This is a genomic window from Streptomyces sp. NPDC042100 (assembly GCF_055582325.1).
Genome location: NZ_JBVJDK010000009.1, coordinates 181,118 through 202,758, shown reverse-complemented (window position 1 = coordinate 202,758; position 21,641 = coordinate 181,118). Strand labels below are relative to the sequence as shown.

General features: G+C 72.6%; 21 protein-coding genes, 1 tRNA gene and 1 pseudogene. 10 read left to right on the top strand and 13 right to left on the bottom strand.

The features are described from left to right. Positions 1 to 33: 33 nt before the first annotated feature. Together ACZ6J5_RS21830 and nth are read right to left on the bottom strand one after the other, a co-directional pair. Positions 34 to 732 carry an NUDIX hydrolase gene (locus ACZ6J5_RS21830; protein ID WP_469393906.1) on the bottom strand — a complete coding sequence of 233 codons (699 nt, stop codon included), beginning with the start codon at positions 730 to 732 and terminating at the stop codon, positions 34 to 36. A gap of 47 nt (positions 733 to 779) precedes the next feature. After that, on the bottom strand, positions 780 to 1,814 hold the full coding sequence (gene nth / locus ACZ6J5_RS21825; protein ID WP_469393904.1) for an endonuclease III: 1,035 nt from the start codon (positions 1,812 to 1,814) through the stop codon (positions 780 to 782). A 144-nt stretch (positions 1,815 to 1,958) separates the two neighbouring features. On the opposite strand from nth, the gene ACZ6J5_RS21820 reads away from it, so the two are divergent. Continuing rightward, positions 1,959 to 2,633 (top strand): Crp/Fnr family transcriptional regulator, encoded by a 675-nt coding sequence (locus ACZ6J5_RS21820; RefSeq protein ID WP_046910193.1) that lies wholly within the window; start codon positions 1,959 to 1,961, stop codon positions 2,631 to 2,633. An 81-nt stretch (positions 2,634 to 2,714) separates the two neighbouring features. Here ACZ6J5_RS21820 and ACZ6J5_RS21815 read toward each other — a convergent pair whose 3' ends face one another. The 5 genes from ACZ6J5_RS21815 to ACZ6J5_RS21795 form a co-directional block, all read right to left on the bottom strand. After that, entirely contained in the window at positions 2,715 to 3,599 is an 885-nt protein-coding gene (locus tag ACZ6J5_RS21815) for a prohibitin family protein (RefSeq protein ID WP_469393901.1), read from the bottom strand. A 109-nt stretch (positions 3,600 to 3,708) separates the two neighbouring features. Beyond that, the gene (locus ACZ6J5_RS21810) at positions 3,709 to 4,539 is read right to left on the bottom strand and encodes an MBL fold metallo-hydrolase (RefSeq protein WP_469393900.1); all 831 of its coding nucleotides are present in this window, start codon (positions 4,537 to 4,539) and stop codon (positions 3,709 to 3,711) included. Then, positions 4,536 to 5,414, bottom strand: coding sequence for an NUDIX hydrolase (locus ACZ6J5_RS21805; RefSeq protein WP_469393898.1), 879 nt, complete (start codon positions 5,412 to 5,414; stop codon positions 4,536 to 4,538). Before ACZ6J5_RS21805 ends, ACZ6J5_RS21810 begins: the two co-directional genes overlap by 4 nt. Before the next feature lie 121 nt (positions 5,415 to 5,535). Beyond that, positions 5,536 to 6,006: a RidA family protein gene (locus ACZ6J5_RS21800; protein WP_469393896.1), complete on the bottom strand. Its 471-nt coding sequence runs from the start codon at positions 6,004 to 6,006 to the stop codon at positions 5,536 to 5,538. Continuing rightward, on the bottom strand, positions 6,003 to 6,161 hold the full coding sequence (locus tag ACZ6J5_RS21795; RefSeq protein ID WP_123954897.1) for a DUF4177 domain-containing protein: 159 nt from the start codon (positions 6,159 to 6,161) through the stop codon (positions 6,003 to 6,005). The genes ACZ6J5_RS21800 and ACZ6J5_RS21795 overlap by 4 nt, the downstream gene beginning before the upstream one ends. 146 nt (positions 6,162 to 6,307) lie before the next feature. On the opposite strand from ACZ6J5_RS21795, the gene bagA reads away from it, so the two are divergent. Both bagA and bagB read left to right on the top strand, forming a co-directional pair. Beyond that, positions 6,308 to 7,270 carry an ATPase BagA gene (gene bagA / locus ACZ6J5_RS21790; RefSeq protein ID WP_469393893.1) on the top strand — a complete coding sequence of 321 codons (963 nt, stop codon included), beginning with the start codon at positions 6,308 to 6,310 and terminating at the stop codon, positions 7,268 to 7,270. Between the two features lie 158 nt (positions 7,271 to 7,428). Further along, positions 7,429 to 8,802: an ATPase BagB gene (gene bagB, locus ACZ6J5_RS21785; protein WP_469394198.1), complete on the top strand. Its 1,374-nt coding sequence runs from the start codon at positions 7,429 to 7,431 to the stop codon at positions 8,800 to 8,802. A 73-nt stretch (positions 8,803 to 8,875) separates the two neighbouring features. Here bagB and ACZ6J5_RS21780 read toward each other — a convergent pair whose 3' ends face one another. Further along, a complete protein-coding gene (locus ACZ6J5_RS21780; RefSeq protein ID WP_362469570.1) occupies positions 8,876 to 9,220 on the bottom strand; it encodes a WhiB family transcriptional regulator in 345 nt (114 codons plus the stop codon). A gap of 585 nt (positions 9,221 to 9,805) precedes the next feature. Between ACZ6J5_RS21780 and ACZ6J5_RS21775 the strand changes: the two genes are divergently transcribed. Beyond that, positions 9,806 to 12,058: a transglycosylase domain-containing protein gene (locus tag ACZ6J5_RS21775; protein WP_469393891.1), complete on the top strand. Its 2,253-nt coding sequence runs from the start codon at positions 9,806 to 9,808 to the stop codon at positions 12,056 to 12,058. A gap of 118 nt (positions 12,059 to 12,176) precedes the next feature. Here the strand turns inward: ACZ6J5_RS21775 and ACZ6J5_RS21770 are convergent, their stop codons facing one another. Beyond that, entirely contained in the window at positions 12,177 to 12,641 is a 465-nt protein-coding gene (locus ACZ6J5_RS21770) for a GatB/YqeY domain-containing protein (protein WP_469393889.1), read from the bottom strand. A gap of 74 nt (positions 12,642 to 12,715) precedes the next feature. Here ACZ6J5_RS21770 and ACZ6J5_RS21765 point away from each other — a divergent pair, with 74 nt between their 5' ends. The 4 genes from ACZ6J5_RS21765 to ACZ6J5_RS21750 all read left to right on the top strand — a co-directional run bounded on the left by ACZ6J5_RS21765 (position 12,716) and on the right by ACZ6J5_RS21750 (position 15,642). Continuing rightward, positions 12,716 to 13,654: a metallophosphoesterase gene (locus tag ACZ6J5_RS21765; protein WP_469393887.1), complete on the top strand. Its 939-nt coding sequence runs from the start codon at positions 12,716 to 12,718 to the stop codon at positions 13,652 to 13,654. 19 nt (positions 13,655 to 13,673) lie between these two features. Then, positions 13,674 to 14,360, top strand: a complete 687-nt coding sequence (locus tag ACZ6J5_RS21760; protein ID WP_469393885.1) for a Pr6Pr family membrane protein — start codon at positions 13,674 to 13,676, stop codon at positions 14,358 to 14,360. Positions 14,361 to 14,398: 38 nt separating this feature from the next. Continuing rightward, positions 14,399 to 14,472, top strand: a tRNA-Pro gene (locus ACZ6J5_RS21755). Positions 14,473 to 14,631: 159 nt separating this feature from the next. Then, positions 14,632 to 15,642 (top strand): serine/threonine-protein kinase, encoded by a 1,011-nt coding sequence (locus tag ACZ6J5_RS21750; protein WP_469394197.1) that lies wholly within the window; start codon positions 14,632 to 14,634, stop codon positions 15,640 to 15,642. Positions 15,643 to 15,683: 41 nt separating this feature from the next. On the opposite strand, the gene ACZ6J5_RS21745 is transcribed toward ACZ6J5_RS21750, so the two are convergent. The 3 genes from ACZ6J5_RS21745 to ACZ6J5_RS21735 form a co-directional block, all read right to left on the bottom strand. Further along, the gene (locus tag ACZ6J5_RS21745) at positions 15,684 to 15,965 is read right to left on the bottom strand and encodes a hypothetical protein (protein ID WP_469393883.1); all 282 of its coding nucleotides are present in this window, start codon (positions 15,963 to 15,965) and stop codon (positions 15,684 to 15,686) included. Positions 15,966 to 16,045: 80 nt separating this feature from the next. Next, positions 16,046 to 17,059, bottom strand: coding sequence for a YdcF family protein (locus ACZ6J5_RS21740; RefSeq protein WP_469393881.1), 1,014 nt, complete (start codon positions 17,057 to 17,059; stop codon positions 16,046 to 16,048). A 60-nt stretch (positions 17,060 to 17,119) separates the two neighbouring features. After that, positions 17,120 to 19,039: a hypothetical protein gene (locus ACZ6J5_RS21735; RefSeq protein WP_469393879.1), complete on the bottom strand. Its 1,920-nt coding sequence runs from the start codon at positions 19,037 to 19,039 to the stop codon at positions 17,120 to 17,122. A gap of 218 nt (positions 19,040 to 19,257) precedes the next feature. Between ACZ6J5_RS21735 and ACZ6J5_RS21730 the strand changes: the two genes are divergently transcribed. Next, the gene (locus ACZ6J5_RS21730) at positions 19,258 to 20,325 is read left to right on the top strand and encodes an Lrp/AsnC family transcriptional regulator (RefSeq protein ID WP_469393877.1); all 1,068 of its coding nucleotides are present in this window, start codon (positions 19,258 to 19,260) and stop codon (positions 20,323 to 20,325) included. A 91-nt stretch (positions 20,326 to 20,416) separates the two neighbouring features. Further along, positions 20,417 to 20,698, top strand: a pseudogene (locus tag ACZ6J5_RS21725) (DUF6191 domain-containing protein); the annotation flags it as partial. 79 nt (positions 20,699 to 20,777) lie between these two features. On the opposite strand, the gene ACZ6J5_RS21720 reads toward ACZ6J5_RS21725, so the two are convergent. Beyond that, complete coding sequence (locus ACZ6J5_RS21720) at positions 20,778 to 21,608, bottom strand: class I SAM-dependent methyltransferase (protein WP_469393876.1); 831 nt, start codon at positions 21,606 to 21,608, stop codon at positions 20,778 to 20,780. Positions 21,609 to 21,641: the final 33 nt, after the last annotated feature.

Sequence of the window (21,641 nt, the reverse complement as noted above, 5' to 3'; positions counted from 1 at the left end):
ATGTTCGGTCGCCCGGGGTCAGCGGTCAGCCTGTCATGAGCGCCAGTCGAGCGGGACCTGCTTCGACCGGTCCCAGGGGCGCTCCCAGCCCGAGTAGTGCAGGATCCGGTCGATCACCCCGGCGGTGAAACCCCAGACCAGGGCGGATTCGACGAGGAAGGCGGGGCCGGTGTGCCCGCTGGGGTGGCGGGAGGTCGCGCGGTTCGCGGGATCCGTGAGATCCGCCACGGGGACGGTGAAGACCCGGGCGGTCTCGGCGGGGTCGACGGCCCCGACCGGGCTGGGGGCGCGCCACCAGCCGAGCACGGGGGTGACGACGAAGCCGCTGACCGGGATGTAGAGCCGGGGCAGCACGCCGAAGAGCTGGACGCCGGAGGGGTCGAGGCCGGTCTCCTCCCGCGCCTCGCGCAGCGCGGCCCGCAGCAGCCCGCCGTCGGCCGGGTCGCCGTCCTCGGGGTCGAGGGCGCCGCCGGGGAACGAGGGCTGTCCCGCGTGCGAGCGGAGGGTGCCGGCGCGCTCCATGAGGAGCAGCTCGGGGCCCCGCTCGCCCTCGCCGAAGAGGATCAGCACGGCGGACTGGCGCCCCCCGCCGTCCTCGGGCGGCAGGAAGCGGCTCAGCTGCTCGGGCGCGACCGTGCGCGCGGCCCGCTCGACCGGCGCCAGCCAGCCGGGCAGGCCCGCGCCGTTGATCAGGCCGCCCGTACCGTGGATCTCTTCGCCAGTGCGCGTCATAGGCACCCCCGTGGTTCACAACGCGGTCGGAGTGTGGGTTCGTTCCCTCAGGAGCTCGCGCCCAGCGGCGGAGCCGGGCGGCCGGGGTAGTCCGGGGGCGGGTTGAGCCGCTGGCCCGGGAAGCCGCCCTTCTCGTACTTGAGCAGCTTCTTCGCCTTCTCCGGGTCCGTCTCGCCCTCGCCGTACGCGGGGCAGAGGTGGGTGATCGGGCAGGCGCCGCAGGCGGGCTTGCGGGCGTGGCAGATGCGGCGGCCGTGGAAGATCACCCGGTGCGAGAGCATCGTCCACTCGCTCTTCGGGAAGATCTCGGCGACCTCGGCCTCGATCTTGACCGGGTCCTCCTGCTCGGTCCACTTCCAGCGGCGGGCGAGCCGCATGAAGTGGGTGTCCACGGTGATGCCGGGCACGCCGAAGGCGTTGCCGAGGACGACGAAGGCGGTCTTGCGGCCGACGCCGGGCAGCTTGACCAGGTCCTCCAGGCGGCCGGGGACCTCGCCGCCGAAGTCGTCCCGGAGGGCGGCGGCCAGGCCCATGATCGACTTGGTCTTGGCGCGGAAGAAGCCGGTGGGCCGGATCAGCTCCTCGACCTCCTCGGGGACGGCGGCGGCCAGGTCCTCGGGGGTCGGGTACTTCGCGAAGAGCGCCGGGGTGGTCTGGTTGACCCGCAGGTCGGTGGTCTGCGCGGACATGACCGTGGCGACCAGGAGCTCGAAGGGATTGCGGAAGTCGAGCTCGGGATGGGCGTACGGGTAGACCTCGGCGAGCTCCCGGTTGATCTTCCGGGCCCGCCGCACCATGGCGAGATGCGACTCGGGCTTGGCCGCGGGCTTCGCGCTCGCCTTGGCGCTCTTCGCCGCGGGCTTCGCGCTCGCCTTGGCGGGCGTGGCGCTCTTCACCGCCCGCTTCGCGGGCTTCGCCGTCCCGGAAGCCGTCGGCTCCGGCTTCGTCGCGGACCGCTTCCCCGGTGCGCGTTTCGCCGCTTTCGTCTGTTTCGACACGCCGTGTTCGCCCACAGCGGAATTACCTTCGTCCGGCACTCTTCCAGCCCCCTTGGCCTGTGCTCTCACCGGCGAGTTGGACACCCGGCCAGCCTAGGCGCCGCCGCCGACATCCGCCCCGTCCGGTGCCGATCACGACCCAATCGGGCCCCTGACGTACGGAAAGGCCGTCCGGTGAGTCAAACTTGTTGTGATTGATCGCACTGAGGTCGACATAGGAGAGAACTCGTGGACGACGTTCTGCGGCGCGCCCCGCTGTTCGCGGCGCTCGACGACGAGCAGGCCGCCGAGCTGCGCGCCTCGATGAGTGAGGCGACGCTGGCCCGCGGCGACGCGCTGTTCCACGAGGGCGACCCGGGTGACCGGCTCTACGTGGTCACCGAGGGCAAGGTGAAGCTGCACCGCACCTCGCCCGACGGGCGCGAGAACATGCTGGCGGTCCTCGGCCCCGGCGAGCTCATCGGTGAGCTGTCCCTGTTCGACCCGGGCCCGCGCACCGCCACGGCGACCGCGCTCACCGAGGTCAAGCTGCTCGGCCTCGGCCACGGCGACCTCCAGCCCTGGCTGAACGCGCGGCCCGAGGTGGCCAGCGCCCTGCTGCGCGCGGTCGCCCGACGGCTCCGCAAGACCAACGACCAGATGTCCGACCTGGTCTTCTCCGACGTGCCGGGCCGGGTCGCCCGCGCGCTCCTCGACCTGTCGCGCCGCTTCGGCGTGCAGTCGGAGGAGGGCATCCACGTCGTCCACGACCTCACCCAGGAGGAGCTGGCCCAGTTGGTCGGCGCCTCCCGCGAGACGGTCAACAAGGCGCTCGCCGACTTCGCCCAGCGCGGCTGGCTGCGCCTGGAGGCCCGCGCCGTGATCCTGCTGGACGTCGAGCGCCTCGCCAAGCGCTCGCGCTAGGCACCGCGTCCGTACGGAAGGGGCCGCCCGGTCGAACCGGGCGGCCCCTTCCGCGTGCCGTACGAGCCGGCCGGACCCGCTCTAGCGCTTCGTGCCGTCCACGATCAGCGGGTTCGTGCCGCCGCCGCCGCAGGGCACCGCGTAGACCGGGTTCTTGGCCGAGGCCTCCCGGTACGCGTCGATGCACTGGTTCATCAGGACCTTGTCGGTCAGCGAGTCGTTCAGGATCTTGTTGGCGCGGGCGATGCCCTCGGCCTCGATGCGGCGCCGGTCGGCCTCCGCCTTGGCCGTACGGGCGGCCTCCAGGGCCCGCTCGGTGGACTGCTGCTGCTGGATCTTGCGGTCGATCTGGCCCTGGAGCGCGTTCGACGGCTTCACGTTGCGCAGGTTCACCGTGGTGACGTCGATCCCGCGCGGGGCGAGCCGCTCCTTGATGAGGCCGGCGATCTCCGCGTTGATCTTCTCGCGGTCCGAGGCGTAGCCCTGCTCGCTGGAGTAGCGCGCGAAGACGTTGCGGACGATCTCCCGGCTGTCCGGGTAGACCAGGCGCTGCTGGATGGCGTCCTCGCTGCCGGCCAGCTTGTACAGCTCGACCGCCTTCGAGGGGTGCACCGCCCACTTCACGGTGACCTCCGCGTACATCACGCCGCCCTGCGAGGAACGCACCTCGACCACGTCCTTGTCGGAGAGGTTGAGGTCCACGGGGCGCGTCGAGAAGGTCGTGACGTCGGTGAACGGCGACTTCACGTGCATCCCGGAGGTCATCGGCGTCCCCACCTTGCCGAAGGCGACCGGGACGCCGACCTCGTACGCGCTGATCACGTACGTCATGCTCGCGATCAGCGAGAACAGGCCGGCTATCAGGGCGCCGAGACCACCGAACTTGAGACCGGACGAGTCGTTGACGCGGCCGACGATGTACAGCACCACCGCCACGATGACCAACAGGATGGCAAGGACGAACACGGGCTTCCCCCCACGAGCTTTGACCAGATGTACGCGGAGCGTAAGACACTCCGCCGGGCCGCCCGGTTGCGGGGCGCCCCGGGCGGGCCCGGCCCGCCCCCCCTCGCCGTCAGACCAGGCCGCGCTCCTTCAGATAGTCCAGCTGCGCCCGCACCGAGAGCTCGGCCGCCGGCCACAGCGAGCGGTCCACCGCCGCGTACACCTCGGCGACGATCTCGGGGGCGGTCCTGGCCCCACGCCCGACGGCCGCCTCCACCTGGGCGAGGCGGCTCGCGCGGTGCGCCAGGTAGAACTCCAGGGCCCCCTGGGCGTCTTCGAGGACCGGGCCGTGCCCCGGCAGGACGGTGTGCACCCCGTCGTCGACGGTGAGCGAGCGCAGCCGCCGCAGCGAGTCCAGGTACTCCCCGAGCCGCCCGTCGGGGTGCGCCACCATCGTCGTGCCCCGCCCCAGGACGGTGTCGCCGGTGAGGACCGCGCCGTCGGCCGGGAGGTGGAACGAGAGCGAGTCGGAGGTGTGCCCGGGGGTCGCCACGACCCGCAGTTCGAGCCCTCCGGTGGTGACCACGTCGCCCTCGCCGAGGCCCTCGTCGCCCAGCCGCAGGGCCGGGTCCAGCGCCCGCACCGCGCTGCGGGTCAGCTCGGCGAAGCGCACGGCGCCCTCGGCGTGGTCCGGGTGCCCATGGGTGAGCAGGGTGAGCCCGACCCGCTTGCCGAGCTTCTCGGCGGTCTCCACGACCCGCCGCAGGTGCCCCTCGTCGAGCGGGCCCGGGTCGATGACGACGGCGAGCTCGGCGTCCGGCTCGGCGACGATCCAGGTGTTGGTGCCGTCCAGGGTCATCGCCGAGGCGTTCGGCGCGAGGACGTTCACCGCGCGGGCGGTCGCCGGGCCGGAGACGACGGCCCCGCGCGGCTGCCCCGGCAGGTCGGCGGCCGAGCTCACGCGGCGCCTCCGATGGGGATGTGCTTGGTGAACTCGTCGTGCCCCGGCCAGCTCAGCACCAGCTCGTCGCCGTCCAGCCGCGCCTGCGCGAGGACCGGCGCCAGGTCCTGCCGTCCGGCCGCCGCGAGGGCCTCGTCCGCCGTGCCGAAGCCCTCCAGGCCGCGCAGGGTCGAGATGGTCGGCGGCATCATCGTCAGCTCGCCCCGGTCGTAGCCCGCCGCCGCCTCGGCCGGGCGGATCCAGACGGTGCGGTCCGCCTCGGTCGACGCGTTGCGCGTGCGCTGGCCTGCCGGGAGGGCGGCCACGAAGAACCAGGTGTCATAGCGCCGGGGTTCGAACTCGGGCGTGATCCAGCGGGCCCAGGCGCCGAGGAGGTCGGAGCGGAGCACGAGCCCGCGCCGGTCGAGGAAGTCGGCGAAGGACAGCTCACGGGCCACCAGCGCCGCGCGGTCCGCCTCCCAGGCGTCCCCGGTGGTGTCGCCGACCACGCTGTCGGGGGTCTCCCCGGCGAGCAGCACGCCCGCCTCCTCGTACGTCTCGCGGACGGCGGCGCAGACGACCGCCTGGGCCTGCGCGGGCTCGGTGAGGCCGAGGCGGGCCGCCCACTCCTCGCGGGAATGCCCGGCCCAGCGCACCGGCTGCTCGTCGCGCGGGTCCACGCCGCCGCCGGGATACGCGTACGCCCCGCCGGCGAAGGCCATGGAGGCGCGCCGGCGCAGCATGTGGACGGCGGGGCCCTCGGCACCGTCCTTCAGGAGCAGCACGGTGGCCGCCCGCCTGGGTGTGGCGGGGACCAGCTCACCGGCGGCGAGGGCGCGGATCCGGTCGGGCCATTCCGGTGGGTACCACTGACCATTCGACTGACCATTCGACATGGCCGGATGCTATGCGCAAGCATCGGAATGCACGAGAGCCGATCCTCCGCCTGTGGAAAACCACCTGGGGAGAACCGGCTCTTCGTGCGCCCGCGACCGCGGGCGGGGTGTTCGGGGCGGGTCAGTCCTGGACGAGCTCGACCTGGACCTCGACCTCGACCGGCGCGTCGAGCGGGAGCACGGCGACGCCGACGGCGCTGCGCGCGTGCACGCCCTTCTCGCCGAGGACGGCGCCGAGCAGCTCGCTGGCGCCGTTGATGACGCCGGGCTGGCCGGTGAAGTCGGTGGCGGAGGCGACGAAGCCGACGACCTTCACGACGCGCTTGACGCGGTCGAGGTCACCGGCGACCGACTTGACGGCGGCGAGCGCGTTCAGCGCGCAGGTGGCGGCGAGCTCCTTGGCCTCCTCGGCCGTGACCTCGGCGCCGACCTTGCCGGTGACGGGCAGCTCGCCCGCGACCATCGGGAGCTGGCCCGAGGTGTAGACGTAGACACCCGACCGCACGGCCGGCTGGTACGCGGCCAGCGGCGGCACGACCTCCGGCAGGGTCAGGCCGAGCTCGGCGAGCTTCGCCTCGACGGCCCCGCTCACGACTTGGCCCGCTTCAGGTAGGCCACGAGCTGCTCGGGGTTGTTCGGCCCGGGCACGACCTGGACGAGCTCCCAGCCGTCCTCGCCCCAGGTGTCCAGAATCTGCTTCGTCGCGTGCACCAGCAGCGGCACAGTCGCGTACTCCCACTTGGTCATGAGCCGACTGTAGCCGCTGCCGGGGACGGGTCCCGCCGAGGCGGTCCCTCCGGGGCCGTCTCCGGGTCGCCTCGGGGTCGGCTTCCGGGGCGGCTCCGGGGCGGCCCTCTGATTGGGCCGGGCCGGCAGTGGTTAGGCTCGAAGGCGTGAGCAGGCTCCAGGTCGTCAGCGGCAAGGGCGGTACCGGTAAGACCACGGTCGCCGCCGCACTCGCGCTCGCCCTCGCGACCGAGGGCAAGCGCACCCTTCTCGTGGAGGTCGAGGGCAGACAGGGCATCGCGCAGATCTTCGAGACGGAGCCGTTGCCGTACGAGGAGCGCAAGATCGCCGTGGCCCCGGGCGGCGGTGAGGTGTTCGCCCTGGCCATCGACGCCGAGCGGGCCCTCCTCGACTACCTCCAGATGTTCTACAAGCTGGGCGGCGCGGGCCGGGCCCTGAAGAAGCTGGGCGCGATCGACTTCGCGACGACCATAGCCCCGGGCGTCCGGGACGTGCTGCTGACCGGCAAGGCCTGCGAGGCGGTGCGCCGGCGCGAGAAGCAGGGCGGCTTCGCGTACGACTACGTGGTGATGGACGCCCCTCCGACGGGCCGCATCACCCGCTTCCTCAACGTGAACGACGAGGTGGCCGGTCTCGCCAGGATCGGCCCGATACACAATCAGGCCCAGGCCGTCATGCGTTTCCTGAAGTCCCCGGACACAGCGGTGCACTTGGTGACGCTGCTGGAGGAGATGCCGGTCCAGGAGACCGCGGACGGCATCGCGGAGCTGCGCGCGGCCGAACTGCCGGTGGGCCGCGCCATCGTGAACATGGTCCGCCCCCACGTCCTGGACGAGGCGGCGGTACGGGCCGCCTCCGGCGACCACCGCGCCGCGATCGCCGCGACCCTGGCGGCGGCGGGCGTCAAGGGCGGCCCGGCGCTGGTGGAGCCGCTGCTGGAGCAGGCCGGGGAGCACGCCCAGCGGGTGGAGCTGGAGCAGGCCCAGCGGGCGGTGCTCGACGGCATCGGGGTGCCGACGTACGAGCTGCCCTTCCTGGGCGACGGGGCGGACATCGCCGGCCTCTACCGGCTGGCGAAGGAACTGCGGAGGCAAGGGGTGGGCGCGTGACCGAGGCGCGGAAGGCCGAGGCGCCGAAGACCGAGGCCGCCGGGACCGACTCCGGCGGGACCGACGCCGCCAGGACGGATGCCGCCGGGACGGATGCCCGCGGGGCCGGGGAGCGGCGGCCGGAGCAGACGGCGAACGGGCTCGACGCGGTCCCCGTCCTGGAGCTCGACCCGCTGATCGACGACCCGGCCACCCGCATCGTGGTGTGCTGCGGCGCGGGCGGGGTCGGCAAGACGACGACGGCGGCGGCGCTCGGCGTCCGGGCGGCGGAGCGCGGCCGGCGGGTCGTGGTGCTGACCATCGACCCGGCGCGCCGGCTGGCCCAGTCCATGGGCATCGACTCGCTGGACAACGTGCCGCGCAGGGTCGAGGGCATCAAGGGCTCCGGCGCGGGCGAGCTGCACGCGATGATGCTCGACATGAAGCGGACCTTCGACGAGATCGTCGAGGCGCACGCGGACGCCGACCGGGCGCGGGCGATCCTGGAGAACCCCTTCTACCAGTCCCTGTCGGCAGGTTTCGCCGGTACGCAGGAGTACATGGCGATGGAGAAGCTGGGCCAGCTCCGGGCCCGGGACGAGTGGGACCTGATCGTCGTGGACACGCCGCCGTCCCGGTCGGCGCTGGACTTCCTGGACGCGCCGAAGCGGCTGGGCTCCTTCCTGGACGGGAAGTTCATCAAGCTGCTGATGGCTCCCGCGAAGGTGGGCGGCCGGGCCGGGATGAAGTTCCTCAACGTCGGCATGTCGATGATGACGGGGACGCTGGGGAAGCTGCTGGGCGGTCAGTTCCTGAAGGACGTGCAGACCTTCGTGGCCGCGATGGACACGATGTTCGGCGGTTTCCGCACCCGCGCGGACGCCACGTACAAGCTGCTCCAGGCGCCGGGCACGGCCTTCCTCGTGGTGGCGGCGCCCGAGCGGGACGCGCTGCGCGAGGCGGCGTACTTCGTGGAGCGGCTGGCCGCGGAGCGGATGCCGCTGGCGGGTCTCGTCATCAACCGCGTCCACACCAGTGGCGCCGCCGGCCTGTCGGCCGAGCGGGCGCGGGCCGCGGCGGAAAATCTTGACGAGGGGCGCATTGTGGATCAGGGGGGCGGGAAGGCTGCTGGGCGTGGCCCTCGTGCCACCTCCCCCGAGTTGTCAGACCCCGTGCAGGACCCTTCGCCCGACCCGCTGCCCGACCCTCCCGCGGCCTCCGCCGCGGACCTCGCCACCGCCGCCGTACCGCCCACGTCCGAGGCTGCCCCCACAGCCGAAGCGGATGTGGATGTCGATGTTGACGTCGATGCCGATGTTGACGTCGACGTCGACGTCGACGTCGATGTCCAGCAGCTCACCGCAGGACTGCTCCGGCTCCATGCCGAGCGGATGCGGGTGCTCGCGCGTGAACAGCGCACGCGCGATCGCTTCACCGCGCTCCACCCCGAGGTGGCGGTCGCCGAAGTGGCGGCGCTCCCCGGTGATGTGCATGACCTCGCGGGCCTGCGGGCCATCGGCGACCGTCTCGCGACGGGCCGCGTGCCCTCGTAGGCCCCGTAGCCCCGTAGACCTCATAGACCTGTACAGGACCTGGCGACGGGCCCGGCCCCGTGGCCCGGCGGGACTAGCCCGCCGCCGCGAAGGTCTCGTACGTCGCGTCGTCGTCCATCGCCACGGGCAGCAGGCCCGCTCCGCGCTCGTACTCCGTGCGCGCGGTCTCCAGCAGCCGGCGCCACGAGGTGACGGTCGGCCGGCGGCGCAGCAGGGCGCGGCGCTCGCGCTCCGTCATGCCGCCCCAGACGCCGAATTCCACGCGGTTGTCGAGGGCGTCGGCGAGGCATTCGGTCCGCACCGGGCATCCGGTGCACACCGCCTTCGCCCTGTTCTGCGCCGCACCCTGTACGAAAAGTTCATCCGGATCGGTAGTGCGGCAGGCCGCCTGCGCACTCCAGTCAGCTACCCAGCCCATACCGGCGCCGTCCTCTCCCGAATCGAGGCTCCCCCACGGCGGTAGCGGCATATTCACCGCTGCCAGTTGGGACGTTACGGAAGGCGGGGACAGCGCAACACCCCCTTCGGGCCCAATCTTGAATGGTCCGAACGGACTATGCGTGCGCGTCAGATCACCCAGGGGAGTGATCCGAGGACATACCACCCTTATCGGGCATGGGCCGAATTCAGGCATGAAATTCCCGTGCTTCGGGTACACGGAAATTCACGCCGACGTCACGCACGGGTCTTGATGCGAGACCGCGCTGCTGTGACAGTTGTGAGCAGCTTAGGCCAAGGCATATCCGTGTGTCCGGCGAATGCGAACGCCGACGAACACCGGCGAACACCGACGGACGTCCGCACGCACATCGCCGTGCGCGGATGTGTGCAGCCGTACGCCGCCGCACACCACCGTGTACCGCCCATTCTGGTCCGGCCGGACCGGAGCGCGCGTGACCGAAACGCCTGAGGACCCCTCCGGATGTCACGGTCTGGTACGCGAACGCTCCGAGAGGCCCCTGCTCCTACGGAACGCTCATCACTTCGGATTAGGCTGCCCTCTATGGCAAAGAAGCGCTCGGGCGGAGGTCTGACCGGGACCCAGCAGGCCGCCAAGTTCCTCGGGGTCAGCGTGCTCTCCGGAGCCGTGCTGGCAGGCATCGCCCTGCCCGCGGCCGGAGCACTCGGACTGGCCGCCAAGGGCACGGTCGAGGGGTTCGACGAGATCCCGTCCAATCTGAAGACGCCGCCGCTGAGTCAGCGTACTCAGATCCTGGACTCCCAGGGCGGCCACATCGCCACCGTGTACTCGCGGGACCGCAAGGTCGTACCGATCGAGAAGATCTCGCCGTACATGCAGAAGGCGATCGTCGCGATCGAGGACTCGCGCTTCTACGAACACGGCGCGATCGACCTCAAGGGCGTGCTGCGCGCGATCAACCGCAACGCGCAGTCCGGCGGGGTGGCGCAGGGCGCCTCCACGCTGACCCAGCAGTACGTGAAGAACGTCTTCGTCGAGGAGGCGGGCGACGACCCCGAGAAGGTCGCGCAGGCCACCCAGCAGACCATGGGCCGCAAGGTACGCGAGCTGAAGTTCGCGATCCAGGTCGAGGAGGAGCTCGGCAAGAAGAAGATCCTGGAGAACTACCTCAACATCACGTTCTTCGGGCAGCAGGCGTACGGCATCGAGGCCGCCTCGCAGCGCTACTTCTCCAAGCCGGCCGCCGACCTGACCCTCGCCGAGTCCGCGATGATGGCCGGCCTCGTGCAGTCGCCGAGCCGCTACGACCCGGTCAACGACATCCAGGAGGCGACCAAGCGGCGCAACATCGTCCTCCAGCGGATGGCCGACGTGAAGGACGTCAGCCAGGCGGAGGCCGACAAGGCGAAGGCCACGCCGATCAAGCTGAAGGTGAAGACGCCGAAGAACGGCTGCATCACCGCCGTCGACGGCGCCGGCTTCTTCTGCGACTACGTCCGCAAGACGATCCTCAACGACCCGGTCTTCGGCAAGACGGCCGAGGAGCGCCAGAAGCTGTGGAACCTGGGTGGCCTGACCATCCGCACCACGCTCGACCCGCGCGCCCAGGCCGCCGCGAACGAGGCCGCCGTCGCCAAGATCGACAAGGACGACAAGGTCGCCGCCTCGGTGGTCCAGGTCCAGCCGAACAGCGGCAAGATCCTCTCGATGGGGCAGTCGCGCCCGTACGGCCTCGACCAGAAGCTGCACCAGACGACGCTGAACCTCGCCGTCGGCAAGAAGATGGGCGGCACCACGTTCGGCTTCCAGGTCGGCTCGACCTTCAAGCCGATCACGGCCGCCGCGGCGCTGGAGAAGGGGCTGAGCCCGGCCCAGTCGTTCTCGACGCCGTGGAAGATCTCGGTGCCGATGAACTCGTACACCACCTGCAAGGGCGGCCCGTCCGGCGGCGGCAGCTGGGACCTGCAGAACGAGCTGCAGTCCGAGGCCGGCAGCTGGGACATGACCAGCGCGCTCGGCAAGTCCATCAACACGTACTTCGCGCAGCTGGAGCAGATGACCGGCCTCTGCGAGACGGTCCAGATGGCGAAGAAGATGGGGTACGAGAAGGAGCTCGGCAAGAGCCTGAAGGAGCTCCCCTCGATCACCCTCGGCGGCCAGGAGGCCACCCCGCTCGACATGGCGGCGGTGTACGCGACCTTCGCCAACCGCGGCACGTACTGCACGCCCGTCGCCATCGAGTCGATCACCACGGCCAACGGGCAGAAGGTGAAGGTCCCGCAGACCGAGTGCTCGCGGGCGATGACCGAGAAGACCGCCGACAGCATCAACCAGATGCTCAAGGGCGTCGTCGAGGACGGCACGGGCACCCGGGCCGGTCTGAGCGACCGCGACAACGCGGGCAAGACGGGTACGACCAACGACCGCAAGGACGCCTGGTTCGTCGGCTACACGCCGAACCTGTCCACGGCGGTGTGGGTCGGTGACGACGTCGGCGAGAAGACCTCGATGTACGACATCACCATCGGCGGCCAGTACTACGACAAGGTCTGCGGCGGCTGCCTCCCCGGCCCGATCTGGAAGATCGCGATGACCGGGGCGCTCGACGCCTCCCAGACGCCGGGCTTCATCCCGATCAACGTGCCTCGCGGCTCCACGGGCGAGGACAAGGAGAAGGACAAGGGCAAGCAGCGCCCCGGCGACGACAACAAGCCGGGCGGCCAGCGCCCCGGCGGCACCGACCTTCCCGGCGGCATCACGCTTCCCGACGGCCTGATCGGCGGCGGGAACGGGCGCGGTGGCGGCGGTGGCGGTGGCGGTGGCGGGCGCGGCTGATGGATAGCGCCGCTGTCCACGGACACGGCGCGGCGCACGGCACAGCACACGGCACATAGAGAGGGGCGCTTCCCGGGAGATCCGGGAAGCGCCCCTCTTCTCGTTCCGCGTCCGCGGATCAGCCCGCGAGGAGCTTCTTCACCGTGGCCGCGACCCGGCCGCCCTCGGCCAGTCCGGCGACCTTGGGGTTGACGATCTTCATGACGGCGCCCATGGCCCGCGGCCCCTCGGCACCGCCGGCCCTGGCCTCCTCGACGGCGGCGGCCACGACGGCCTCCAGCTCGGCGTCGGACAGCTGCTTGGGCAGGTAGGCGTCGAGGATCTCGCCCTCGGCCACCTCGCGCGCGGCGGACTCGGCGCGACCGCCCTGGGTGAAGGCATCGGCGGCCTCGCGGCGCTTCTTCGCCTCCTTGGCGATCACCTTCTGCACCTCGTCCTCGGAGAGCTCGCGCTTGGTCTTGCCCGCGACCTCCTCCTTGTTGATCGCGGCGAGGGTCATCCGCAGCGTCGAGGAGCGCAGCTCGTCGCGTCCCTTGATCGCGGCGATGAGGTCGTCGTGGAGCTTGGCCTTCAGCGTGGTCATGGGACCAAGTGTCTCAGGTGCCGAGCATGGACCGCCCGCGCATTTCCGCCCATCGGGTCTGCGACGATAAGGGGATGCGCGCACGGTACGGGATCCCCCTGAAGATCACGGCAGGCCTGACGGCGACGGCCGCGGCCGGCATCGTCTACGCGGCGGGCTTCGAAGCCCGCTCCTTCCGGCTCCGCCGGGTGACCGTCCCGGTGCTGCCCCCGGGCATGCGTGACCTGCGGGTTCTCCAGGTCTCCGACATCCACATGGTGAGCGGCCAGGACAAGAAGCGCGGCTGGCTGCAGAAGCTGGCGGGGCTGCGTCCGGACTTCGTCGTGAACACCGGCGACAACCTCTCCGACCCGAACGCCGTACCCGAGGTGCTGGACGCGCTCGGGCCGCTGATGGAGTTCCCGGGCGTGTACGTCTTCGGCTCCAACGACTACTACGGGCCTCGGCTGCGCAACCCCGCGCTCTACCTGAAGGAGAAGATCCAGGGCCGGCACGGGCTCAACGGCAACCCGCCGGTGGTGGGCGCCGTCCACAACCCCTGGGAGGACCTGCGGGACGCCTTCGACGCGGCGGGCTGGGTGAACCTCACCAACACGCGCGGGCGGCTGAAGCTGCCGGGCCTGGACCTCGCCTTCACCGGCGTCGACGACCCGCACATCAAGCGGGACCGGTACGAGCGGGTGGCGGGCGGGCCCGAGCGGGACGCCGACTTCTCGGTGGGCGTGGTGCACGCGCCGTACCTCAGGTCGCTGGACGCGTTCACGGCGGACGGGTACGAGCTGCTGCTGGCCGGGCACACCCACGGCGGGCAGCTGTGCATCCCCTTCTACGGGGCCCTGGTCACCAACTGCGACCTGGACACCGACCGGGTGAAGGGCCTCTCCACCCACACGGCGGGCGGCCACACGTCCTACCTGCACGTCTCGGCGGGCTGCGGCACCAACCGCTTCACCCCGGTCCGCTTCGCCTGCCCGCCGGAGGCGACCCTGCTGACGCTGACGTCCCGCGGCTGAGCCGGGGACCGGGTCCCGTATGCGCCCCGCCGCCGTCACCGCCGCGTTCCGCGGCCTGATCGCCCTGGCCGCGGTCACCGGGATCGCGATCGAGTGCGTCGAGGGGAATCCCCTCGTCGTCTTCAGCTTCTTCACCGTCTGGACGAACACCGCCGTCGCCGTGGTCCTGGGCTGGGGCGCCGCCCGCGCCTGGACCCGGCGCCCGCCGCTGCCCGCGCTGTGGACCGGCGGGGTACTGCTGTGCGTCGCCGTCGTCGGGCTCGTCTTCCACCTGGTCCTGGACAACCCGGCGAGCGGCTTCGACGAGTCCGCCGCGATCGCCCGGCTGACCGGCGCGCGGGCCGTCGCCAACCAGCTCCTCCACACGGTCACCCCGATCGGGGTGCTCCTCGACTGGCTGCTGCTGACCCGCCCCGGCGCCCTGCGCCCCCGCCACGCGGCCCAGTGGCTCGCCGCGCCCGGCGCCTACCTGGCCTTCGCCCTGACCCGCGGCGCCCTGATCTCCCCCGACACCCCGACCCGCTACCCGTACCCCTTCCTGGACGTCCCCGCCCACGGCTACGCCGGCGTCCTGACCAACGCCCTGGTCCTGGGCCTGGCCTTCTACGCCCTGGGCCTCGCCCTGGTCCTCGCCGACCGCCTCCGGCCGTGGCGGCGGGGCCGGGGGGAACGGATTTCGTCTCTGGGCGCGGGTGGGCTAAAGTAATCGATGTCGCCGCGACGTGAAGAACAGAGCAGCGACATCGGGGTGTAGCGCAGCTTGGCAGCGCGCTTCGTTCGGGACGAAGAGGTCGTGGGTTCAAATCCCGCCACCCCGACAGCTAAGCAGTAGGCCGGAGGGCCCTTACCGATTCGGTGAGGGCCCTCCGGCTTTTGCCGTTTCCCCGGCCCGGCGCCCGTGGGCGGGTTCCCCGCGCTGATGGGGCTTCAGGTGGTCGCTCTACGATGGGGCGTCCAGAAGAAGGGTGGGTCTCAGAGTGCTGGTCGCGGACCGATATCGGCTCCATATGTGTGTCGGGCGTGGCGGCATGGGTGAGGTGTGGCAGGCCACCGACGAGGTGCTCGGGCGGGATGTCGCCGTCAAGCTGATGCTCGGGCACGAGCATGATCCCTCGGCCGCCGACCGGTTCCGGATGGAGGCGCAGACCGCCGCGCGGCTCAGCCATCCGCACGTCGTCGGGGTCTTCGACTTCGGGACCTGGGACGGGAAGCTCTACCTGGTGATGGAGCTGGTCCACGGGGACAGCCTCGCCGGGCCCGTGCTGGCGCCCGAGCAGGTCGCCACCGTCGCCGCGCACACCGCCGCCGGGCTCGCCGCCGCGCACCGGCAGGGGGTGGTGCACCGGGACATCAAGCCGGGGAACCTGCTGCGGGACGCGGACGGGACGGTGAAGCTGGCCGACTTCGGCATCGCGCGGTTCGTGAACGATCCCTCCGCCGCGCTCACCACCACCGGGCAGATCGTCGGTACCGGGCTCTACCTCGCGCCCGAGCGCGCCCTGGGGCAGCCCGCCTCGCCCGCCTCCGACGTGTACTCGCTGGGCTGCGTGCTCTACCAACTGCTCACCGGCCAGCCGCCGTTCCGCGGCGACACCGCCACCGCCCTGCTGTACCAGCACATCGACACGCCGCCCGCGCCGCCGCGCCAGGTCGGCGTCGCCATGCCGGCCGCCTTCGAGTCCTTCCTGCTGTCGATGCTGGCCAAGCGGCCGGAGGAGCGGCCTCCGGCGCAGGCCATCGCCGAGTGGTTCTCCGCCGGGTCCTGGCGGGACCAGCCGCTGCCGCTGCCCCCGCCGAGCCCCGTGCCCGCCCCGGCGCCGGCCGCCCCGCCCGCCCCCGTGGCATCGCCGCGCGCCCGCCGGGCGCAGCCGCCGGCCGGGAACCCGCTCGCCGCGATCTCCCGGCGCCGTCCCCGTAGAACCGCCGCCGTCGCCGGGGCCATCGCCTTCGTCGTCTTCCTGTTGATCGGGATGGCCTGGGTTAGTTAGTTAGTTAGTTGGTGGGTGGGTGGTTTGGCTGGTTGGTTGGTTTAGTACGTTCTTGGGGGCATTACGTGGCCCTCCGGGTGTTCCGGGGCCAGTAGCAGGCAGCGTGGCACGCCCGGGCCCGGGGTCGCACGGACCGTGACGGGGGTCGGCGGGTCGGTCGGCAGCTCGATCTCGACCGCCACCGGGCGGTCGTCCCGGGACGTGGCACGGCCCGTCTCCTTGCCGTCGACCAGGACCTCGACCACCGGGGTGTGGCCGGTCTGGACGGTGGCGCTGACCGAGTGGCCCCGGTAGTCGATGTGGAAGTGGTGCCGTGCTCTCATGACGTCGCCTCCGTCGCCCCCGCCGCCGGACACCTGGCCGCCCCTCCGTTCCAGCGTAGGGCGGGCCCGCGCGGAGCGCGTCAGCTGGCGAACCAGGCCAGGCAGCCGAGGAGGACCAGCGCCGCGCAGACCCCCAGGTTCACCGCCCGGTACTGGAGGAACACCGCCGCGAACTCGCGGATCGTCGCGCTCGGCCAGAAGTACGCGGCCGTCGGCGAGCCCACCACCTGCCCGTTCACCCCCGCCTTGCGGGCCATCAGCGCGGCCCGGAAGGCGTGGAAGTTGTTGGTGACGATCACGCACTCCGCGCCCGGCCGGTCCGCCTCCATCAGCGCCTTGCTGAACAGCATGTTCTCCTCGGTCGTGCGCGAGCGGTCCTCGCGCACCACCCGGTCCACCGGGAAGCCCCGCTCCACCAGGTAGTCCGCCATCGCGTGCGACTCCGGAAGCTCCTCGTCCGGGCCCTGGCCGCCGGAGGTGATCAGCACCGGCGGCCGCTCCACCTCGCGCCGCGCGGCGAGCGCCTCGTACACCTGGCGGCCCCGGTCGAGGCGGCTCGCCAGCAGCGGGGGCACCCGCCGGCCGCCGATCAGGCCCGAGCCGAGCACCACCACGTAGTCGGCGTCCCGGCGGATGCGCATCCTGCCGTACAGGAAGGCGTAGCCGATGAAGCAGAGGAAGAGGAACGACACGTACCCCAGGACCATCAGGAGCGTGCCCGCGATGATGCCCAGCGACCGCGAGTGGGTGACCACGGCCGTCGCCATCAGGGCGATCACGCCGAAGATGCTCAGGCCCGCGAGGAGCGACAGCAGGTTCGCCGGGCGGCGGCCCTCCTTGCGGACCATCTTCACCCCGTTCGCGCACAGCAGCCCCGCCAGCACCAGCGGGCCGAGCGCCAGCACGAGCAGCAGCAGGACCGTCACCGTCTCGGCGACCCCCGGCGGGGCGTCCTCAAGCCTCGCCAACAGGCCCAGGCCGAAGAAGGTGACGGACAGGCCCAGATACACCGCGTTGCTGAAGCGGCGCCGGTCGCGCAGCACCCCCGCCCCGAAGAGCAGCAGGAACACGGCGGACACGACGTAGGCGAACATGTCGCTCATCGTAGACAGCCGCGGTGACATCACCGCCGTTCACGACGCCCGCCCCGCCCCTCAAGGCTCCGCCGCCAGCTCGCGCAGCCCGCGCCGCGCGCCCTCCTCGTACGCCCGGCGCAGCTCGCCGTCCGTCAGGTGGTCGCGCAGGGCCGACTCGCTGCGCTCCCGGGACGCCGCGCAGAAGCGCGCGGGGCGGTAGCCGTCCTCGAAGGCCGTGGAGCGCAGCAGGTCCACCGCGCCCAGCAGATGCGCCGCCGTGGTGGGCCGGCCGCGCAGGATCCGCGTCTGGGCCAGCAGCTCCGCCGCGCAGGCCGCTCCGGAGGCGTCGCCGAGCCGCAGGTGCTCCCGCAGGGCCCGGCTCGCGAGCTCGGCGGCCCGGCCCGGCTCCCCGTCCCAGGAGTGCAGCTCCGCGCGGGCGTACTGCGCCCAGGCGTCGGCCCACAGGTCCCGCCCGCCCCAGCTGTGTACGGCGGCCCGGTCCAGGGCCTCCTGAGCCGCCTCCGGGTCCACCCGGACCAGCGCCAGGGACAGCGCCGTCCAGCACAGCTGCCGGGTCGGGCCGAGGTCCGGGTACTCGGCGAGCGTCTCCAGGGCGTCGCGGAACTCGGCCGCCGCCGCCTCCCCCCGCCCCTGGTACAGGGCGGTGGCCCCGCGCAGATGCGCCAGCAGCACCAGGCACGTGCCGTCGCCCTCCCGCACGGCCGCCGCCCACGACCGCACCAGCAGCGGATCGGCGTCCTCCGGGCGCCCCGACTCCAGCTCCAGATAGGCGGCGAGCCACAGCGCGCGGGCGGGCACCGGGCCCGGGTGGAGGGACAGCGCGTGCCGCAGCCGGGAGCGGCCCTCGGTGACCCGGCCGCAGGCCAGCCACAGGAACCACAGGGCGACCGCGATGTCCACCGCCGTCTCCGCCTCGGCGGCCGGGGCGAGCGGCGCCGTCGTCGGGTCCATGGCGGCGGCCAGGTCGGGGAGTTCGAGCAGGGCGAGCGCGCGGGCGTCGAGCTGCCGGCCGCTCTGCCACCAGTCGGCCGCCCGCCGCGCCAGCCTGAGGCACCAGCGGCGGTGCTCCCGCACGACGGCCCAGCGGTCGCCGCGCTCGCTGAGCCGCCGGGCGCCCACCGCGCGCATCGGCGGCGGCATCCAGTAGCGGTCCTCGCCCGGGTCGCCGTCGTCCACGGGGAGCAGGGCGAGCGGGGCGAGCCGGTCCAAGACGTCGAGGACGTCCAAGGCGTCCAGGGCGTCCCGGGCGTCCCGGGCGGCGTCGGCGGGGAGCGTCCCGGCGGCGCACACCTCGCGGACGGCCTCACGGCCGAAGGAGCCCTCGAAGACGGAGAGCCGCTCCCAGAGGAGGCGTTCCGGCGCCTCGCAGCGCTCGTAGCCGCGTTCGGCGGCCGCCAGGGCCGACGGTGCCGTGGCGGCGGGGCCCTCCGCCGCGTGTCCCGGCGCGCCTCCCGTGCCACCGTCCGGCCCGCCCTCCGCGACGGGGACCCCGTACGCGTACGCGGTCCCCGTCCCCGCCTTCGTCCCCGTCCCCGCCTTCGTTCCCGGGCGGGCCGGGCCCGGGGGCACGGGCACGACCGTCTCGTCGGGCAGCCCCAGCGCGCGCGGCGACGTGACCAGGACCGTGAGTCCGGGGGAGCAGGCGGGGGACTCCCGCAGCAGGCCCGCCACCACGGCCGCGCCCGCGCGCCCCAGGCGCTCCCAGCCGTCCAGGACGAGGACCCGGGGCGCTCCCCGCGCGGCGAGCCTGCGGCGCAGCAGGCGGGCCAGGGCGGGGAGGTTCTCCCGGGTCAGCAGGCCGGCCGGCTCCCACAGGGCCTCGGCGCCCTCGCGGCGCAGCGCCTCGCGCAGCAGCCGGGTCTTGAGGGGGCCCGGTGGCCCGGTCAGGGTCAGCAGGCGCACGCCGTCGCGCACACCACTCCGCAGGGCCGCCAGTTCGTGCTCCCGGCCCCTCAACGTCCGCCCCGTTTCCGCCATCTGCCCCTTACCGCCCCGTTGCCGTGTCCGCTGTCTTCGCGCCTGTCTTCATGACTGTCTTCGCACCTGCCTTCTCGCCTGTCTTCATATCTGTCTTCATGACTGTCTTCATGACGGGGAGCCGTGGCTGCGGCTTGAATGCATATGCCCCGGGACGAAATCCTGGAGGCCAGGAGCAAACCGGCCAAGCCATTGCCGTGAATCCACCAAGGAGGCACATGCCAACCGGTGAATCCGTCCTGGGCGAGGCGGATCTGGCGCTGATCCACGCGTTGCAACTGGTCCCGCGCGCCAGTTGGACCCAGCTCTCGGCCGTGCTCGGCGCCGGTCCCGACACCCTGGCGCGGCGCTGGGAGCTGCTGACGGCGGGCGGCTACGCCTGGGCCGGTTTCCTCGTCCGGCGGCAGGGTCCCGAGGCGCCGCTGTACGCGTGGGTGGAGGTGGACTGCGCCGCCGGGCGCTCGGAGGAGACCGCGGTCGAGCTGACCCGCGACCCGTACACCCTGGGCGTGCACGAGGTGACCGGGGACACCGATCTGGTGCTGCTCGTGCTCTGCCCGGATCTGGCGGCGCTCGACGCCTATCTGTCGCTGCGGGTGCGGCGGCTGCCGGGGGTGACGCGCTCGCGGACCCAGGTGGTGACCGGGGTGCACAGCGCGCGGAACCTGTGGCAGCTCGACCAGTTGACGCCGCGCCAGGTCCGGCAGCTGACGGGCGCCGTCCCGGTGCCCGCGCAGGCCGTCGGCCCGGCGGCGCCCCGGCGGCGGGGGCGGGAGCTCGGCGAACTGGACGAGGCCCTGGTCCTGGAGCTGGCCGGGGACTGCCGGCGCAGCGCGGCGGAGCTGGCGCGGACCTGCGGGGCGAGCGAGTCGACCGTACGGCGCCGGCTGGACGCGCTGGCCGGCGGTGACGCGCTGATCCACCACTGCGTGCCGGCGCCGCGCTTCTCGGGGCGGCCGGTGTGGGCGCTGATCCGGGCGGACGTCCCGGCGCTCGCGATGGCCGCCGCGGCGGCGGCCACGGCCCGGCTGCGGCAGACCCGGCTGGTGACCTCGGTGACCGGCGGGCACAACCTGGCCGTCGGAGCCTGGCTGCGCTCGGTCGGCGAGCTGCGCGAGATCACCATGGCGATGGAGCGGGCGGCGCCCTCGCTGCGGATCACCGGGACCTCGCTGAGCCTGCGGACGCACAAGACGGGGGCGCAGGTGCTGGGGCCGGACGGGCGGCGGCTGCATCATGTGCGGCCGGATCTGCGGGCGCCGCTCCGGCAGGACCGTTTCGCCTGACGGGGCGCCGGGATCCGGCCGGCACGGGGCGGAAGGGGCCCGGGGCGCCGGGCCCCTTCCGTGCCGTGCGGGCCGGAGTGAGAATGGCGGTATGGAGTTCGCCGTGTTCGTGACCCTGCCGGGGCTCGTGATCCTGCTGACCGCGATCGCGTTCGGCGATCAGATCCTGCGCGCCACCGGGCGCGGGCGGCGGTCGGGGCAGATCTCCTCGACCGGTTTCGAGCAGCTGCACGCCACCTTCTCGCAGGGCAAGCAGAACGAGCTCAAGGAGCGGCAGAGCGCCCTCGTGATGCGGGACGACGAGGAGGACGGCGCCCCGCCGCACCGCTCCACGGTGGATCTGGCGGGCGGGCGCGCCGTGATCCGGATGCCGTCCGTGGCGGCCCCGGCCGCTTCGCCCTCCGGAGCCACGGCGCCCTCCGGGCCTACGCCGCCCGCCGCGCCTACCGCGCCTACCGCCCCTTGGACGCCTTGATCGAGTACATCAGCGGGATGCGGGGGTGGTCGGCGGCGAAGCGGTAGTAGCCGTCGTCCTGCCGGGTGAGCGACTGGAAGCGCGAGAACAGCGTCATCTCGTGCTCGTGCAGGAACTCGATGCGCAGCCCCGCCTTCGCGAGGGCCGTGACGACCTCGCCGACCGGGTGCACCCACTCCACGCTGCGGTTGTGGGTGGTGGCGGCTTCGAGCTCCGCGTACGTGCCGGAGGAGGAGTCCACCCACGGTTCGCGCACGAAGTAGTCGTGCACGAGCCGGGTCGCCGTCTCGTCGTCGAAGGAGTCCGCCATGGGGTGGAACTCGGCGACGTACAGGAAGCCGCCCGGCGCGACCAGCGCGGCGGCGGTCTCGGCCCAGCGGTCCAGGTCGGGCATCCAGCACAGCGCGCCGCCGCCGGTGTAGACGATGTCGTACGAGGAGTCCGGCACCGCCTCGGCGGCGTCGTAGGTGTCGGCGGCGACGAAGGCGGCCCGGTCCGGGCCGAGGCCCAGGTCGGCGGCGAGCGAGCGAGCCGCCTCGACGGCCGGCTCGGAGAAGTCCAGGCCGACGACGCGGGAGGCGCCGTGCCGGGCCCAGGACAGGGTGTCCAGGCCGATGTGGCACTGGAGGTGCAGCAGGGAGCGGCCGGTGACGTCGCCGACCTCGGCGACCTCGAAGTCGCGCAGGGCGTCCTTCCCGGCGCGGAAGTCGTCGAGTCCGTAGTAGTCGCTGGCCATGTGGATCGGGACGCGTTCGTCCCACATGGCGCGGTTGGCCGCGTACCAGTCGTCTGGGGTCGGTGCGTACATGCCCCGGAGGTTATCCACAGGCTGAGGGCGCGG

Bases quoted from the DNA above. Each gene is read 5' to 3' on its own strand.
- ACZ6J5_RS21780 (WP_362469570.1), bottom strand. From the start codon at position 9,220: ATGGGCTGGGTAGCTGACTGGAGTGCGCAGGCGGCCTGCCGCACTACC.
- ACZ6J5_RS21720 (WP_469393876.1), bottom strand. From the start codon at position 21,608: ATGTACGCACCGACCCCAGACGACTGGTACGCGGCCAACCGCGCCATG.
- ACZ6J5_RS21760 (WP_469393885.1), top strand. From the start codon at position 13,674: ATGCGCCCCGCCGCCGTCACCGCCGCGTTCCGCGGCCTGATCGCCCTG.
- ACZ6J5_RS21770 (WP_469393889.1), bottom strand. From the start codon at position 12,641: ATGACCACGCTGAAGGCCAAGCTCCACGACGACCTCATCGCCGCGATC.
- ACZ6J5_RS21740 (WP_469393881.1), bottom strand. From the start codon at position 17,059: ATGTTCGCCTACGTCGTGTCCGCCGTGTTCCTGCTGCTCTTCGGGGCG.
- ACZ6J5_RS21735 (WP_469393879.1), bottom strand. From the start codon at position 19,039: ATGGCGGAAACGGGGCGGACGTTGAGGGGCCGGGAGCACGAACTGGCG.
- ACZ6J5_RS21730 (WP_469393877.1), top strand. From the start codon at position 19,258: ATGCCAACCGGTGAATCCGTCCTGGGCGAGGCGGATCTGGCGCTGATC.
- ACZ6J5_RS21745 (WP_469393883.1), bottom strand. From the start codon at position 15,965: ATGAGAGCACGGCACCACTTCCACATCGACTACCGGGGCCACTCGGTC.
- ACZ6J5_RS21765 (WP_469393887.1), top strand. From the start codon at position 12,716: ATGCGCGCACGGTACGGGATCCCCCTGAAGATCACGGCAGGCCTGACG.
- ACZ6J5_RS21795 (WP_123954897.1), bottom strand. From the start codon at position 6,161: ATGACCAAGTGGGAGTACGCGACTGTGCCGCTGCTGGTGCACGCGACG.
- ACZ6J5_RS21775 (WP_469393891.1), top strand. From the start codon at position 9,806: ATGGCAAAGAAGCGCTCGGGCGGAGGTCTGACCGGGACCCAGCAGGCC.
- ACZ6J5_RS21805 (WP_469393898.1), bottom strand. From the start codon at position 5,414: ATGTCGAATGGTCAGTCGAATGGTCAGTGGTACCCACCGGAATGGCCC.
- ACZ6J5_RS21830 (WP_469393906.1), bottom strand. From the start codon at position 732: ATGACGCGCACTGGCGAAGAGATCCACGGTACGGGCGGCCTGATCAAC.